This window comes from Streptomyces sp. NBC_01803, from assembly GCF_035917415.1.
GTDB lineage: Bacteria > Actinomycetota > Actinomycetes > Streptomycetales > Streptomycetaceae > Streptomyces.
Map to the genome: position 1 here is coordinate 1613231 of NZ_CP109073.1, position 15508 is coordinate 1628738.

14 protein-coding genes are annotated in these 15508 nt (G+C 75.5%); 5 read left to right on the plus strand and 9 right to left on the minus strand.

Annotated features, from left to right (window positions below; all coding sequences use genetic code 11):
• Together OIE51_RS06715 and OIE51_RS06720 are read right to left on the minus strand one after the other, a co-directional pair.
• Window positions 1-1353 carry a hypothetical protein gene (locus OIE51_RS06715; RefSeq protein WP_326596229.1) on the minus strand — a complete coding sequence of 451 codons (1353 nt, stop codon included), beginning with the start codon at window positions 1351-1353 and terminating at the stop codon, window positions 1-3.
• A gap of 33 nt (window positions 1354-1386) precedes the next feature.
• On the minus strand, window positions 1387-1830 hold the full coding sequence (locus OIE51_RS06720; RefSeq protein ID WP_326596230.1) for a hypothetical protein: 444 nt from the start codon (window positions 1828-1830) through the stop codon (window positions 1387-1389).
• Window positions 1831-2024: 194 nt separating this feature from the next.
• Between OIE51_RS06720 and OIE51_RS06725 the strand changes: the two genes are divergently transcribed.
• Window positions 2025-2300, plus strand: a complete 276-nt coding sequence (locus tag OIE51_RS06725; protein WP_326596231.1) for a hypothetical protein — start codon at window positions 2025-2027, stop codon at window positions 2298-2300.
• A gap of 93 nt (window positions 2301-2393) precedes the next feature.
• The gene (locus tag OIE51_RS06730) at window positions 2394-2663 is read left to right on the plus strand and encodes a DUF397 domain-containing protein (RefSeq protein WP_326596233.1); all 270 of its coding nucleotides are present in this window, start codon (window positions 2394-2396) and stop codon (window positions 2661-2663) included.
• Between the two features lie 250 nt (window positions 2664-2913).
• On the opposite strand, the gene mycP is transcribed toward OIE51_RS06730, so the two are convergent.
• Both mycP and eccB read right to left on the minus strand, forming a co-directional pair.
• Window positions 2914-4095 (minus strand): type VII secretion-associated serine protease mycosin, encoded by a 1182-nt coding sequence (gene mycP / locus OIE51_RS06735; RefSeq protein WP_326596235.1) that lies wholly within the window; start codon window positions 4093-4095, stop codon window positions 2914-2916.
• Window positions 4096-4100: 5 nt separating this feature from the next.
• On the minus strand, window positions 4101-5570 hold the full coding sequence (gene eccB / locus OIE51_RS06740) for a type VII secretion protein EccB (RefSeq protein ID WP_326596237.1): 1470 nt from the start codon (window positions 5568-5570) through the stop codon (window positions 4101-4103).
• Window positions 5571-5667: 97 nt separating this feature from the next.
• Here eccB and eccE point away from each other — a divergent pair, with 97 nt between their 5' ends.
• The 3 genes from eccE (at window position 5668) to OIE51_RS06755 (ending at window position 10472) form a co-directional block, all read left to right on the plus strand.
• Window positions 5668-6957: a type VII secretion protein EccE gene (eccE, locus tag OIE51_RS06745; RefSeq protein ID WP_326596238.1), complete on the plus strand. Its 1290-nt coding sequence runs from the start codon at window positions 5668-5670 to the stop codon at window positions 6955-6957.
• The gene (locus OIE51_RS06750; protein ID WP_326596239.1) at window positions 6957-7637 is read left to right on the plus strand and encodes a hypothetical protein; all 681 of its coding nucleotides are present in this window, start codon (window positions 6957-6959) and stop codon (window positions 7635-7637) included. Before eccE ends, OIE51_RS06750 begins: the two co-directional genes overlap by 1 nt.
• A 252-nt stretch (window positions 7638-7889) precedes the next feature.
• The gene (locus OIE51_RS06755; RefSeq protein ID WP_326596240.1) at window positions 7890-10472 is read left to right on the plus strand and encodes an SCO5717 family growth-regulating ATPase; all 2583 of its coding nucleotides are present in this window, start codon (window positions 7890-7892) and stop codon (window positions 10470-10472) included.
• A 31-nt stretch (window positions 10473-10503) separates the two neighbouring features.
• Here OIE51_RS06755 and OIE51_RS06760 read toward each other — a convergent pair whose 3' ends face one another.
• The 5 genes from OIE51_RS06760 to OIE51_RS06780 form a co-directional block, all read right to left on the minus strand.
• Window positions 10504-11451, minus strand: a complete 948-nt coding sequence (locus OIE51_RS06760; protein WP_326596241.1) for a bifunctional riboflavin kinase/FAD synthetase — start codon at window positions 11449-11451, stop codon at window positions 10504-10506.
• Window positions 11452-11490: 39 nt separating this feature from the next.
• Window positions 11491-13593 (minus strand): hypothetical protein, encoded by a 2103-nt coding sequence (locus OIE51_RS06765; protein ID WP_326596242.1) that lies wholly within the window; start codon window positions 13591-13593, stop codon window positions 11491-11493.
• A gap of 91 nt (window positions 13594-13684) precedes the next feature.
• Window positions 13685-14599 carry a tRNA pseudouridine(55) synthase TruB gene (gene truB / locus OIE51_RS06770; protein ID WP_326596243.1) on the minus strand — a complete coding sequence of 305 codons (915 nt, stop codon included), beginning with the start codon at window positions 14597-14599 and terminating at the stop codon, window positions 13685-13687.
• 7 nt (window positions 14600-14606) lie between these two features.
• Complete coding sequence (gene rbfA, locus OIE51_RS06775; protein WP_326596244.1) at window positions 14607-15146, minus strand: 30S ribosome-binding factor RbfA; 540 nt, start codon at window positions 15144-15146, stop codon at window positions 14607-14609.
• Between the two features lie 48 nt (window positions 15147-15194).
• Window positions 15195-15491 (minus strand): DUF503 domain-containing protein, encoded by a 297-nt coding sequence (locus tag OIE51_RS06780; protein WP_326596245.1) that lies wholly within the window; start codon window positions 15489-15491, stop codon window positions 15195-15197.
• Window positions 15492-15508: the final 17 nt, after the last annotated feature.

The window sequence follows — 15508 nt, forward strand, 5'->3', positions numbered from 1 at the left end:
TCAGATGTCCTTCCCCGGTCGGTCGTCGTCTTCCCGCCTGCTCCGGCGGCGGGCCGTGCCCCCGGTGGCCCGGAGGCCCGCCGTCCCGGTCTCGCCGGCGCGTCCGGCCGGCCTGCCGACCAGTCCGCCTCCGGTGCCGCGCACGGCCCCGGTCGCCGGATCCCTGACCGCGGGCACGGCCCCGGGACCGACGACCCCGCCCCGCGGTACGCCCCGGATCAGCCGCTCCGCCGGGCGCGGGATGCCCCCGACGACGCCTTGGTGGCCCGGCACGAGCGGCACGGCTCCTCCCGTGGTCGGCATGCCGACCACGGGAGGCCGCCCCGTGGGCGCCTGCCCGCCGGTGCCGACGACCGCGGGTGCCGGGCGGCCCGCCGCGTGGGGGTCCGTGCCCGAGGTGCCGGTGCCCGTGCCGAAAACGGCGGGACGGCCGACGGCCCGGGCGGTCCCGCCGGGCCCCGGGGGAACGCGCCCGCCCCCGGCCCCCGTGGGCGGCGGAACGGGCGGCGTCGCCAGGCCGACCTGGCCGTCCGGATGAGGACCGGCCGACGGGACGGGACTCACCGTCGGCACCGGCGGCGCCACCTCGGGAACGGGACCCACGGAGTCCAGCGAGGTCCCGATCCCACTGTCCGCCGGCCACACGACGCCCGGCGTCGAGGCCGCCCCGAAGCCGCCCCGGCCGGGCCCGTCCGGGGCGTACGGCGCGGGCGCGTACGGGGTGGCCCGGCCGCCCCCCGCCGGTGCCGCGTCCCCGCCCGGCGGCGGACCCGCTTCCGAGGCGACCGGAGCCGCGTAGGGCCCGCCGCCGGATGAGGACGGACCGTTCTCCGCACCCGACGGCAGCCGGACGTGCTCGGGTCTGATCTCCAGCGGCTGGAACCGCGGCTCGTCGGCCGACGCCAGCAAGCTGTTGGCGGCCCGGTAACGGGACGCCAGGCGCTCCATCACACCGATGGCCTCCTGCCGCTCCGGCTCGGCGGCGATCTGCTCCAGGAGGCTCGGCTCCCCGGTCGTGGGAGCGAGGGGCGAGAGGGGGCCGGCGGGAGGCATGGAGGACCGCGCCTCGGCCAGGGCCTGACCGGCCTCCACCATGCTCTTGCTGATCACCATGGCGTACTTGGCCAGGGCCATGGACTCACGGCGGAAGTGCTCTCCCCAGGCCCGGATCGCGTCGGCCGTCTCGCCCCGCCACTCCAGGTTGGCCATCCGGGTCGCGATCAGCTCGCCCACCTCGGCGAAGTGGGGGGCGACTTCGTGCAGGAAGTGACCGCGATCCGTCAGTGCCCCGGGGTTCCCCTCGGCGATCATCGCCGCCAGCAGCTCGTGCGACTGATGGTCGAACTCGCTCATGCCCCTTCCCCTCCCCTGTCACCCGTTCCCCTGTCACCGCGCCATGGGCGGCGCGCCGCCCCCACCACCGGGCGGTGAGGCACCGGCCGGCGTGGTGGAACCACCGTCGTCGGCGTACAGCGATGCGAAGCCGGCCATGATCTGCCGCAGCCGGTCCACCTGGTCGGCGTCCGTGGCCACCAGATCGCGCTGAACCAGCTGGGTCGTGATGCCCAGCAGCTCGATCGCCTCCTGCTGAGCGCGCACGAAGCGCTCCAAACGGGCGCGGACCCCCTCGTACCGCGCGTGGATCTCGTCGGCCGCGGGCAGGTCGCCGAACTGATGGGCGGCCGTGTCGAGCCGACCGATCTGATCGGGACTCAGTGCCGAGCCGCGCAGCGACGCCAGGCACTCGTCGAGCCACCCGACGAAGCTTCCGAGCTCTCCGTCCGCGAGATACAGATCAGGCTGACCCGTCGACTGGTACGGATCGCTCACCCCACCCCTCCTCCACAGGTCGTGCCCCCTCAGTCACCGTGGGCCACCCATCCTAAGCGGTGACGCCGAGGGCGACGCAAGGCGGATATGTGAACACCCGTCAAAGAAAACGCAGTTGCCACAAAGGTCGGATCATCCGCCGAATGCGCCGGATGGGCGAGGGGCGGGCGAGACCGAACGCTTATGCTGCTCCCGTGACATCGACTCAGCAGGGACTCACCCCGCGCCAGGCCCGCCGGCTGCGGATGGGCATCGCCGCCGCGGCGATGGTCGCGATGGCTGTCGTGCTCGTCATACAGCTCGGTGACGGCTCGTCCCTGCGGTCCATAGGTCTGTACGGCGCCGCGTTCGTCCTCTCCGGCGCCGTGATCGAGATGAGCCGACGCGGCCGGACCCGGCTGGGGATGGCCGTGCTCGTCACCGGGTTCGTGCTTCTGCTCGGCGCCGACTGGTGGTTGCGGAGCTTCTAGCCGCGCGTGGGGCGGTGACAGTGAGCCGCGCTACGATCACGTTCGGGCGTTCCGCCCGCCCCATGTCCCGCTGAGCGAAGGGAAAGTGCGCCGATGGCCGCGACCGAGACTCCGGAAGAGATCGCCGCGCGCAAGGAGCGCGAGAAGAACGAGCTGTACGCCCTGGACATCTCCGGCGTGGAGTGGCTGAGCGCCCCCGGGGGCCCGGAGGACGAGAAGGTCGAGATCGCGTACCTGCCGGGTGGCGGCGTCGGCATGCGGAACTCGAAGGATCCCGCCACCGTGCTGCGGTTCACCGCGGCCGAGTGGGAGGCGTTCGTGCTGGGCGCGCGGGACGGCGAGTTCGACGTCGACGCCGGGTGAGGGCGGGCCGCCCCGGCGCGGTCAGCGTCTGACGCGGGTGTGGGCCCCGAGGGCCGCTCCCGGAAATCCGCCGAGACGATCTCGGAGCCGACGGGTCGCCGGCATCGGTTCCCGGAGCCAGCGGTAGGTGCTGTGCTCGGTGCGGACGCCTTCCGCGTAGTCGGGGTCGGCGTGGGCCGGTTCGTCGACCGTCCAGGGCCCGGACCTGTGCCGCCCCGGCCACGGCGGGGGACGCGCCCGCCGCCGGTCCTCAGCGGGCGCGCCACCGCCGGTCGCGGTGGACAAGGGCCGCGCCCGCCAGGACGGCGACCAGGACGGCGACGGCCAGCACGGCGAACGTGCCGAGGCGCTCGGCCCGTTCGGCGTGCGTCTCACCGAGCACGACGTCCGGCACCTCGGGGGCCGGGGCCGCGGCGACCCCCTCGTCGGGGACGGGCGCCTCGGCGGGCCGGGTGTCGTCCTCGGTGAGAGCGCGGACCGGGTCCACGACGCCCCAGCCGATGTACGGGTCCGGGCCGGGGATGGCGCGTTCGGCCGTCTGCTGGAGATGGGTGACGATCTCCGGCGCGGTCCAGTCGGGGTGATCGGCGCGCAACAGGGCGGCGACGCCCGCGACGAAGGGGGCGGCGAAGCTGGTGCCGTTGTCCACGCACTGGCCGCCGCCCGGCACGGTGGAGACGATGTCCACGCCGGGGGCCGCGATGCCGACGAAGTCGCCGGACTGGGAGAACGGCGCCCGCTCGTTGTTGCGGTCGGAGGCGGCCACGGCGAGGACCCCGTCGTAGGCGGCGGGGTACGTCTCGCGGAGGCGGCCGTCGGCGCCGTCGTTGCCGACCGAGGCGATGACGACGATGTCCGCCGCCAACGCCCGGTCGACGGCCTGCTTCAGCACGGATTCGTCGCTGGGTACGCCTTCACTGTCCTGGGAGATGTTGATGATGTCGGCGCCCGACGCGACGGCGTGGTCGATGCCGTCGGCCAGGGTCCGGACGGTGCCGTTCCCCCGGGCGTCGTTCTGCCGGATCGGGATGATCATGGCCCCGGGCGCCAGACCGACGAAGCCGGTGTCCTCGTGCGGGCGGGCGGCGATGATGCCGGCCACCTTGGTGCCGTGGCCCACGGTGTCGGTGGTGGGGCCGCCCTCCCCGCCGGTGAGATCGGCGCCGGAGCGGGCGTCGACGGCCTCGGTGAGCTGCCGATTGCCGGTGTCGACGCCCGAGTCGATGACGGCCACGCGCACGTTCTCGCCCCGGGTCGTCTCCCAGAGCTCGTCGAACAGCAGGCGCTGGAGCGGCCAGGGGCGTTCCTCAATGGGCTCGGCGGGGAACGCGCACTCGGCGCCGGCCGCCCCGGCGGTGGGCGCGCCGGTGGCGCCGAGGGCGGCGGTCAGGCCCAGGGCCGCCGCCGTGCGGGCCGTGCGGGGAAGGGACATGGTGCTCACGATCCCTGGGGCTGCTTGGCGCTGTCGGTGTCCAGGCGCGGTCCGGTCGGCAGCAGGGTGGACCAACTCGCGGGCACCGGGACCGGGCTGATGTCGCCGTAGCCAAGCCTGAGCTGGGCCTGATCGGCCTCCTCGCCGGTGGCGGTGGCCTGGACGGCGTAGCGCAGCCCGGTGTCGGTGGCGAGGAAGACGCCGCCCGCCTCGGCCTGTTCACCGACCACCTGCCGGTAGAGCAGGCCGGTGCCGGGGGTGACGTACGCGCTGGTGGCGCCGGAGGCGATGGTCGCCGGGTAGGCGTCGCCGGCCCAGGTGGCCTGCTCGGTGCCGCCGTCGCCGTCGACGGAGAGCAGGACGGAGCAGATGGTGTCGCGCGCGCCGACGTTGACCTGGGTGACCGGCTCGGCGGGCCAGTCCAGGCCGTGGTCGGGCGCGGCCTCGGCCGAGCTGGGAACGAAGCTCGCCGCGCCGACGTCGAGGGGCTCGCCGGCCTGCCCGAGGAAGTCCAGGGCCCGGCTGCCGAGCAGCAGCCGCGCGGTGAAGTCGGAGACGGGGACGACCTGTTCCGGCAGGACGACGTACTGCTGCGGCCCGCCGCCGGTGGGGGCGCGCAGGACCATGCCCACGAGGTTCGCCTCGGCGGCGAGTCCCGGGACGCCGGCCGGGTCCCCGGGGCGGCCGGGCAGGTCGGGGAAGGCGATGGGCGTGCCGTCGTGGAAGGTCTCCAGCCACTCCTGGCCGACCGGCTGCGGCTCCCCCCGGGTGAGCAGCAGGAGCAGGAGATCCAGCTCGTCGCCCCGCTCGTCCAGGCGGTACTTGGTGCCCGCCGGGTCCACCAGGTACAGCGCGCCGTCGTCCTCGGTCGAGCGGACGAACAGCACGTCGCCGCCGGTCAGCCGCTCGCGGCCCCCGACGCGCGCGGCGTCCCGATCCGCGAGGATGAACACGGCCTGCTGCACGCCGCCCTCGCCGCCGCCCGGCTGCTGGCAGACGGCCCAGCGCTTGGCCTCCCCGGCCTCCTCGGCCGAGGGCAGGCGGTCGGGCGCGTAGGGGATGCCAAGGGTGGGCCCGCGCGGGATCGTCCCGCTGTCGAGCTCCTCCTCGTCCACACTGACGATGCTGAGATCGCCGGGGTTGTCGAGCAGGAGCCGCGCGGACGACAGGTTGAGCACGGGGTGCAGCTGGGCACGGTCGCCGGTCTCCAGCACCACGTAGCGGGTGGTGGAGTCGCTGCCGATGATGACGTTCTCGCCCGGCTCGTCCCACCCCTCGGGGACGGCGGGCCGGAACATGCCCCACGCGCCGAAGCCTGCCAGGATCAGCGCGCCGACAATCATCCCCGGCAGGACGGCGCGCAGCGGGCGCGGCGCGCCCTCCTCGGTGACGGTCGACGCGGGCCGCAGGAACGCCGCGACAGTGCGCCGTTTCGCGAACGTGTAGGCGTTCAGCTCGTCCTTGCGCGACGCCATGGGTGACCGCTCCTCCCCGTGCCCGTGAACGGGCTGTCAGTCCGGGGATCTACTATGCCGGGTGACGGAGCGCTCACTGTCAGGAGGGGGGCCCAGGATGGCGACTGCCGCGACGGCCGCGAGGGCGGGGGCGGACCGGTCGGCCCGGGGAGTGGCGCCGCGGGCGCTGCCCGGGCCCGGCGGGCTGCTTCCGCTGTGGCCGCTGCTGTGTCTCCAAACCGCGGGCGGGCTGGTGCTGGGCGCGGTGGCGGCGGACAGCCCGCTGCTCGGCGCGCTGGCCGTGGTGCCCGTGGCGTTGCTGGCGCTGGTGCTCGTCGCCTGGCGGCAGGGGGAGCCGCTGCCGGTGTGGATCGGCTCGGCGCTGGCGCTGCGGCGCAGGCGGCGGGCGGCGGCGGTGCCGTTGCCCGCGGGCGAGGACCCGTTGTTCTCGCTGGCCGCCGAGTGCCGCCCGGGGCTGCGGGGTTATCCGTTCGCGGCGCGCGGCGGGCGCGGCGGCCGGGAGCGGCGCGAGGTCGGCATGGCCGGGGATGGCGGGACGCTGACGGTGGTGCTGCGGGTGGAGGCGGCGCCGGCGCCGCTCCAGCCGGGCCACGCGGTCAGGCCGCTGCCGCTGTCGCTGCTCCACGACGCGCTGGAGACCGACGGCATCAGTCTGGAGTCCGTGCAGTCGGTGCAGTACACGCAGCCCGCCCCGGCGCCGACGCTGCCGGAGCGCTCGGTGGCCGGGACGAGTTACGCGCTGCTCCAGGAGCGAGGGGCCGCCGCGCCCGCGCTGCGGCTGACCTGGGTGGCGCTGCGGCTGGATCCCGAGCTGTGCCCACGCGCGGTCGCGGAGCGCGGTGGCGGCCTGGTGGGCGCGCAGCGCTGTCTGGCGCGCGCCGCCGACCAGTTGGCGAGCAGGCTGACCGGTGCGGGCTTCACGGCGACGGTGCTGACGCAGGCCGAGCTGCTGTCGGCGGTGGCCGCGTGCACCAGCTCGGACCCGGCGGCGACGACGCTGATAGGCCGCGGCGACGGGCCGCGGCGACGGCGGACGGCCGAGGGACCGCGGGTCTGGCGGTGCGACGACCGGTGGCACTCGACGTTCCGGGTGGCGCGCTGGCCGGTGCTCGGTCCCGACGCGACGCCGCTGCCGGGGCTGGTGGCGCTGCTGACGTCGTTGCCCGCCTTCGCCACGACGTTCGCGCTGACCCTGCGGCGACGGGGGCGCGGCGCGGTCGAGTTGAGCGGCCATGTGCGGATCACCGGGCGGGGTGAGGAGGAGCTGCGGGTGGCCGGCGGTCAGTTGCTGCGGGCCGCGCGGGCCGCCCGGGTGGGGCTGGCGCGGATGGACCGGCAGCAGTTGCCGGGCGTCCAGGCGACGTTGCCGCTGGGCGGGGTGCGCTGATGGGCCGCGCGGGGCACGTGCTCTCCGCGGGGGAGCTGGCGGCGCTCTCGCTGCCGGTGGGCGACGACGGCATCATCGTGGGCGTCGACGGCCGGGCCCGGCCGGCGGTGCTGGGCATCCACCATCCCGTGCCGTTCGACATGGTGCTGATCGGCGGCGTCTGGACGGCGAACGTGCTGGCGCTGCGCGCGGTCGCCACCGGCGTGCGGGTGGCCGTGGAGACGGGCCGCCCGCAGCTGTGGACGCGGCTGGCCCAGGCGGCGAACGGCGGCCTGGAGTGCATGACGCTGCACGAGGTCGGCAAAGTGCCGCCGCTCGGGGCCACGCTGGGCAGTCCGGTGCTGGTGATCCGGGACTGCGGAATCCGGCCGCCGCGCGGGCGGGTGGCGTCCGCGCCCTGGCAGCCGGTGCTGACGCTGCTGCCCTATGTGGGCCCGGTGACCCCCCGGTTGATCGAGCGGGCCGCGCTGGTGGGGGTGCAGCAGGTCTCCCCCGAGGAGGCCCGGCTGATAGGCCGCGTCATGGCCCTGCCCGAGGCGCAGGTGGAGGCCCTGTCGACGTTCGCGGAGAATGTGACGCTGTGGTGCACGCGGACCTCCCGGCGGATGGTCAGAATGGTGCCGACGGACAGCGAGACGGGGCTGCTGGGGAATCCCAGCCGCCTCGACCCGGTCGCCTGAAGCGACTCGTCCGTTCCGCCCGGCCGGACGCCCCCTTTGCCCCGGTACGCACGGCGGGGTGGCCCTCGCCGCGAGGGGAGGTATAGGGGAGTTCGCGGGGGGCGATTAGGGTGAGGGTGGGCGCGGCACCAGTGTCGTAGAGGCAATGACCTGAGCCCACGTCGAGGGAACCGCCCGGGGGTCCGGCCCGTCTTGCGCACAGCGACCCCACGGCGCGCGGAGCGGAAAGCAATATCAGGAGCGGGAGGCGTCGTGAACAGCGACCGGGACAGGGTTCGCACCGCGGAGGAGACCTCCGCCGACGAACGCCCCGATGACGAGCTCCTTGAGGAGGACTCGGAGAGCACGGGGCAGTTCACCATCGACTACACACCGCCCGCCTGGTATTCGGGCGGGGGTGCCGCCACGGGTGACGACACCGCCGCCCCCGCGCCCCAGCCCGCCGCCGCCCCGGAGCCGCCCAGCGCGGGTCCGCCCCCGGCGGGGCCAGGTGACGTGGTGAGCGGGGAGACGATGAAGTTCTCCGGGCCGCCGCAGGCCGGTCCGGCCGCTCCGGCCGCTCCGGCAGCGCCGGCCGACGCTCCGCGGGCCACGCCGACACCCCCGCCGCCGCCCAGCCCGCCGGGCGGACTGCCGCCGCTGCCGCCGGACTTCCAGCTCAGGCCGCCGACGGCACCACCCGCCCCGCCGCCGGCCTTCCCGGCGCCCGCGCCCGCACCGGAGCCGGAGCCGGCTGCGGAGACGCCGACCGGCGAGGTGGCCGGCGCCGAGCCCGTGCTGTCGGACCACGCCGTGGTCTTCGCCCCGGTGCGCGCCGACCGGCCGGAGGAGCCCGAGGAGCGCGGCATCGAGGTCGAGTTCGCGCGCCCGGCCACCATGCCCGAGCCCGCGCTCGACGCGGAGCCCGAGGACGAGCAGGGGCCGGAGCCGCTGGACGCGGAAGCGTCGCAGCCGGGCCTCATGGCCCCGCCGCTGGGCCTCCCCATGCCGCCCGGCATGGCGGCGCCCCAGACGCCGGCCCCGCCGCCGGCGGGCGGGACCGACCCGAGGAGCGCGCTGGGCACGCCCGCCCCGGCGGGACAGCCGTTCCCTCCCGCCCAGCCGTTCCCGCGCCAGTCCGTGCCCGCGGAGGAGCGGCCCGCGGCACCGCAGCCGCCGCAGCCGCCGCAGTCCCCACCGCGACCCGGCCCGCCCGCGCCGTGGCAGCCGGAGCCGGCCCCCGGACAGCCGTCGCTGCCGCAGCTCCCCCAGTCGGCCGCCGTGCCGGAGCAGTTCGGGCAGTGGCCCGACCCGGCCGCCGGACAGCCCGCGCTTCCCCAGCCGCCCGCACCGCAGCCGTTCGGGCAGCAGCCGGAGCCGACCGCCGGCCCGCCCGCGCCGCCGCAGTTCCCCCAGCAGTCCGGCCCGCCCGCGCCGCCGCAGTTCCCCCAGCAGTCCGGCCCGCCCGCGCCGCCGCAGTTCCCGCAGCAGCAGGCGCAGGCGTATCAGCCGGACCCGGCCGCCGCGCAGCCCCCGCCGCAGCAGCTCCCGCAGCCCCCCGCGCCGCGGTCCGGCCGGCCCGCGCTGCCGCCCGCCGCCCCGCAGGACCAACGGGACACCACGGGCTGGCCGGACCCACAGCAGTACTCGGGCCAGATGCAGCCGGGCGCGCTGGGCTACACGGCCTCCGTCGAGCTTTCCTCCGACCGCCTGTTGCAGGACAAGCGGCGGAACAGGCCGCGTTCGCAGCCCGCGAGCAAGCCCGCGTCCCGCTTCCGGATCGGCGGCAAGACGGCCGACGCCGACCGCCAGCGCAAGCTGGACATCATCCGCACCCCGGTCCTGTCGTGCTACCGCATCGCGGTGATCAGCCTCAAGGGCGGCGTGGGCAAGACCACGACGACCACGGCGCTGGGCGCCACCCTCGCGAGCGAGCGCCAGGACAAGGTCATCGCGATCGACGCCAACCCCGACGCCGGCACACTCGGCCGCCGGGTGCGCCGCGAGACCGGCGCCACCATCCGGGACCTGGTCGGCGCGATCCCCTATCTCAACAGCTACATGGATATCCGCCGGTTCACCTCGCAGGCGCCGTCGGGCCTGGAGATCCTGGCGAACGACGTGGACCCGGCGATCTCCACCACGTTCAACGACGAGGACTACCGGCGCGTCATCGACGTCCTGGGCAAGCAGTACCCGATCATCCTCACCGACTCCGGCACCGGGCTGCTGTACAGCGCGATGCGCGGGGTGCTCGACCTCGCGCACCAGCTCATCATCGTCTCCACGCCCTCGGTGGACGGCGCGAGCAGCGCCAGCACCACCCTGGACTGGCTGTCGGCGCACGGGTACGGCGATCTCGTCCGGCGCAGCGTGACCGTGATCTCCGGTGTCCGGGAGACCGGCAGGCTGGTCAAGGTCGACGACATCGTGGCCCACTTCCGCACCCGCTGCCGCGGCGTGGTGGTGGCGCCCTTCGACGAGCACCTGGCGGCCGGCGCCGAGCTGGATCTGGACCTGATGCGGCCCAAGACCCGGCAGGCGTACTTCGATCTCGCCGCGCTCATCGCCGAGGACTTCGCGCGCGTGCAGCAGGAGCAGGGGCTGTGGACGCCGGACGGCGGCATGCCGCCACACATGGCGCCCCCGCTGCCCGGACAGGGACAGGGACAGGGACAGGGACAGGGCCCTCAGGGCTACGGCTACCCACAGCACGCCCAGCCCCCGGCGCAGCCGCCCGGGTACGGCTATCCGCAGCAGCAGCCACCCCAGCAGCCCCAGCAGCAGCCCCCGTACGGGTATCCCCAGCAGCCGGGCCCCTGGCCGCAGCAGCCGCCGCAGGCCCCGCCGCACTGAGCCCGACGACGCGAGGGCGGGCCCGGCCGGGTCAGCCCTCGCGCGTCAGCCCGCGCACCTGACGGATGTCCTCCGCGATCCGCTCCATCAGCGCGTCGAGCGAGTCGAACGACTCCTGGCCGCGCACGAACGACTGGAACTCGATGGCGGCCCACTGGTCGTAGAGGTCGAGGTCGGTCCGGTCCAGCGCGTATGCCTCGACCGTCCGCCGCGTGCCGTGGAAGTGCGGGTTGGTGCCGACCGAGACGGCGGCGGGCAGCCGCTCCCCCGCCTCGGTGAGAAGCCATCCCGCGTACACGCCGTCCGCCGGGACCGCTGCGTACCGCACGGTGTCGAGGTTCGCCGTGGGGATACCCAACTCCCGCCCGCGGTGGGCTCCGTGGACCACGGTGCCCTCGACGCGGTGCGGGCGGCCGAGGACCCGGGAGGCGCCCGCCACGTCGCCCTCCAGGATCTGCCGTCTGGCCAGCGACGAGGAGAGCGGCTCCCCGTCCGCCGCGCCGCCGGGCGCGAACAGGTCGATGACGTGCACGTCGAAGTCATAGGTCTTGCCGAGCTCGGCCAGGGTCTCCACCGTGCCCGCCGCCCGGTGCCCGAAGCGGAAGTTGGGGCCCTCGACCACGGCGCGCGCGTGCAGCCGCTCCACGAGCAGCTTGACCACGAACTCCGACGGCGAGAGCTGCGAGAACCCCTGGGTGAACGGCAGCACCAGCACGGCGTCCACCCCGAGCCCGGCCATCAGCTCGGCCCGCCTGTCGTGCGTGGCGAGCAGCGGCGGATGAGTGCCCGGCCGGGTCACCTCCTTCGGGTGCGGATCGAAGGTCACCACCACGGTGGGCACGCCGAACTCCCGCCCGAACGCCACGGCCCGGCCGATGATGAGCTGATGTCCTCGGTGCACCCCGTCGTACGAACCGATGGTGACGACGCTGCGTCCCCAGTCGTCGGGGATGTCCGCCATGTCACGCCAGCGCTGCACCGTTCTCGCTCCTCGCTGCTCTCCGGGTGGGCCTGCCGGTCAAAGGTACCCGGCTTCACTCCCACGGGGGATGCCTGCCTCGCCGAGCCGGGGCGCCGCTCCCGCCGGGCGCAGCCGGTGCGGCAGGTCGAGCGGATCGGCCGCCGACAGCCGCAACCCGTCCCAGAACGACGGCCCGAACGGCCCGGCGTCGATCGCGCCCGCCGCGATCCGGTCGGCGAGCAGGCGCAGCTCGGGCAGCAGCGCGCCGGCGTCGGGCAGCGCGAGCGGCACGTCGCGCAGGAGCCGCCGGGCCCACCAGCCGCCGTCCGCCCACCGGTCCTCGCCATGACGGCCAGTCAGGTCATCGACCAGGGAGCGCAACCGGCGCCGCAACGGTCCCGGCCCGCGGTCGCGCCACAGGTGCAGCATCGCCCAGGTCACCGGCCCGATCCGGTGGTGCGGCACGGCGGCGCGCGCGACCGTGGCCAGGGTGGCGTCGAGATCGAGGTGCCTGCCGTGCAGCCAGTCGCCGAACTCCTCGTCGGCGAACCGGTATCCGGGTCCGGCGGGCCGCAGGACACCCTCGTCCAGCACGGCCCGGGCCCAGCCGAGGCGGCCCGGGAACAGCGTCTCGAAGACCCGCGCGCCCAAGGCGCCGGTGGCCACGGAACGGCGGGCGGCCTCGTGCAGCCGCGCCGCGACGTGCGCGGCCAGGCGGCGCTGGGCGCCCACGGTCGACGCGGCCCGGCCGCCGGCCGCGAGGGCCACGGCGATCCGCAGCGCGGAGAGGTCGAGATGCGCGGCGAAGATGTCGTGCCGGTCGGGTCTGCCGCCCGCGTCGGTCCGCTGCGCGGCGCGGACCCGCGACAGCATCCGTAGGGACAGCGGATGCCGGTCCTCGCCCGGCGCCATCCCCGCGTCGCCGAGGCCGAACGCCTCACGGGCCCGCCTCGCCTCGGCCGCGGTGAGGTCCCCCAGCGGAAGGCTGTCGAGCATGCCGGGCGGGAACAGCGTCCGGGCACGCTCCCAGAACTCGGGTCGGCAGGCGAGGGCGAGCCGGGCGCCGACGGTCCGCAGCCAGTCGGCGGTCGCCGCGCTCCACTCGGGCAGCCGCCCGGCCAGTGCCTCCGGCATCTCCTCGGGACCGTCGAGCACCACGAGCAACGGCAGGCCCTGGTCCCGGGCCAGCCGGGCCACCACGTCGGCGTTGACGTGCGCCGGGTCGCCGCAGGTGGCGGTCGGCCCGGCGGCCAGCTCTCGGCCGGCGGCGATCAGCGCGCGGGCGACCGCGTCGCGCAGGCCGTGGTCGGGCTGGTGCAGGTCGGCTCCGCGCAGCCAGAGGGTGGGCGCGGGGTCGGCGGCGCGCCGGCGGCGCCCGGCGTGCGCGGCCAGGGCGGTGGTCCGGCCGGTGCCCGGGGCACCGACGACGCTCAGCACGCTGACCCGGCCGGTGTCGAACTCCGCGAGCGCGGCGGCCACGTCGGGCCGCTCCAGCCGGACGTCGGGAGCCGGGAGCGCGGCGGCGGTGAGAGTCAGGGCTCCGGCGAGGTTGAGGTCCTGGCCGTAGCCGGGCACGGTGGCGTCGTTGCGGCGCAGCAGCCGGGCCAGCGGCCCGTCCGGGGCCAGGGCCGCGGCGGCGCGCGGCGGGATCGCGTCGGCGACGGCGTCGTGGCGCGACGCGACGAGAACGGCGACCACGGCTCCGGTGGCGGCGTGCAGCACGGGGCTGCCCGAGTGCGCCGCGGTCAGGGGCCTGGACAGGGCCAGCGGCACGGCCGGCGACCCGGCGCCGTCGGCCGGGGCCGCGCCCGCGGCGCCGCCGATGACGGCGTCGACCGTGCGGTCCGACCAGGCGCCGAGGTGCGCCCGGACCGCCACGCCGGGAGCCGCCGTCCGGTCGTGGCCCATGACCAGGGGCGTCAACGGCAGCCCGGGAGCGTGGATCAGCGCCAGGTCGCAGTCCGGCAGCGCGGTCACCGCGTCGGCCCGCACCAAGCGGCTTTCGCCCGAGGGGGTGACCAGGACCAGGCGGGCCAGGCCGTCGATCGCGGCGTGGCTGGCGACCACGGTCCCCTCCCGGTCGGCCAGGAAGCCGCTGCCGCGCGGGCGCCCGGCCGGATCGCAGATACGGACCAGAGCGGGCCGCGCGTCCACCGTCATCGCCGAACCAACCTCCCGAAGCCTCCGGCGTGGAACAGGGTTCTGCCCCGGAAGCGGCCGGATTCAGCGGGAATGCCCGTTGGCCACTCGTTCAGGTGAAGACGGCGAGGCTCTTCGAGCGCTCTCCCGACGCCTCGATCAGTGCGATGAAACGGTCTTCGGGCCCGAAGACGGCGACCGGTCCGGCGGGCAGCTCGGGGGTGGTGATCCGGGCGCCGTTGCCGAGCAGCTCGGCCTGCCGGCCGTCCACGTCCCAGCGGGGGAACGCCGCTGCCGCCGCCGCGCCGAGGGGCAGCACGGACGGCTCCGCCCGCAGCTCGTCCAGGGTGCGGGCGGCGTCGAGCAGGTACGGGCCGACGCGGGTGCGGCGCAGCGCCGTCAGATGCCCGCCGGTGCCCAGCGCGGCGCCCAGATCGCGGGCCAGGGCCCGGATATAGGTGCCGGACGAGCAGACGACGGACACCGCCAGGTCGGTGACGACGGTGCCGTCCCCGGCGATCAGCTCGGTGACCTCGTGCGCGGTGAACGAGCGGACGGTGACCGGCCGGGCCGGGAGCTCCACGTCCTCGCCCGCCAGCACCCGCCGGTAAGAGCGCTCGCCGTCGATCTTCACCGCGCTGACCTTGGCCGGGATCTGCAGGATGTCACCGGTCAGCGCGGCCACCCCGGCGTCGAGGGCGACTCGGTCCACGCCCGCGGCCCCGGCGCGCGCGGTGACCTCGCCCTCGGCGTCATCGGTCACGGTGGCCTGGCCGAGCCGGATGGTTCCGGTGTACTCCTTCTCCGTCAGCGCCAGGTGGCCCAGCAGCCGGGTGGCCTTGCCCAGGCCGAGCAGGAGAACGCCGGTGGCCATCGGGTCCAGCGTCCCGGCGTGCCCGACCCGGCGGGTGCGGGCGATGCCCCGCATGACGGCGACCACGTCGTGCGAGGTGAACCCGGCGGGCTTGTCGACCACGACCAGCCCGTCCGGACCGTCCGCGCGGCGCTCGGCGGTGCTACGGCTCATCAGAAGGTCAGTCCTCGTCCGCCGCGTCGCCCAGCGTGCCGTCGGGGGCGGCGACGGCTCCCCCGGCCCTGTCGGCGGCCTCGCCCTCCTCGTCATCCCCGGCGTCCCCGGCATCCCCGGCATCCTCGTCGTCCTTGACGTACGGATCGGCGCCGGCCGCGTACTCGGCGCCCGCCGAGGCCCGCCGCACCTGCTCGTCACGCTCCCTCGCCCGCACGAACAGATCGTCCAGGTTGCGCGTGGTCTCGGGCAGCGCGTCCGGGACGAACTCAAGGCTGGGCGTGTGCTTCACGCCCGCCGCCGCGCCGACCGCCGAGCGCAGCACGCCCTTGGCGCTGCGCAGCCCGGCGGCCACCTCCTCGCGGTCGGCCTCGTCGCCGTACACCGTGTAGAAGACGGTCGCCTCCCGCAGATCCCCGGTGACCCGGGTGTCGGTGATGGTGACCCTCGTGCCCAGCCTCGGGTCCTTGATGTCCCGGTGCAGCTTCTCGGCCACCACCTCACGGATGAGGTCCGCCAGCCTCTTGGCCCGCGCCTTGTCGGCCACTGGTCCGTCTCCTTGCTCTGTGGTGCTCTTGGTGGTGCTACTCGACTGCTACTCGTCGTCGTCACCGTGGATCCGCCGCCGCACCGACAGCAGCTCAACCTCGGGGCGGGCGGCCACCCACCGCTCACACCTGTCGAGAACGTCGGTGAGATGCGCGGCGTCCCCGGAGACCACGGCCAGACCGATCTCAGCCCGGCGGTGGAGATCCTGGTCGCCCACCTCGGCGGCGCTCACCGCGTAAGCGCGGCGCAGTTCCGCCACGATCGGCCGTACCACGGAGCGCTTCTGCTTCAGCGAGTGAACATCGCCGAGCAGCAGGTCGAAGGACAACGTCCCGGTATACATGGCGGTGATCGTAACGG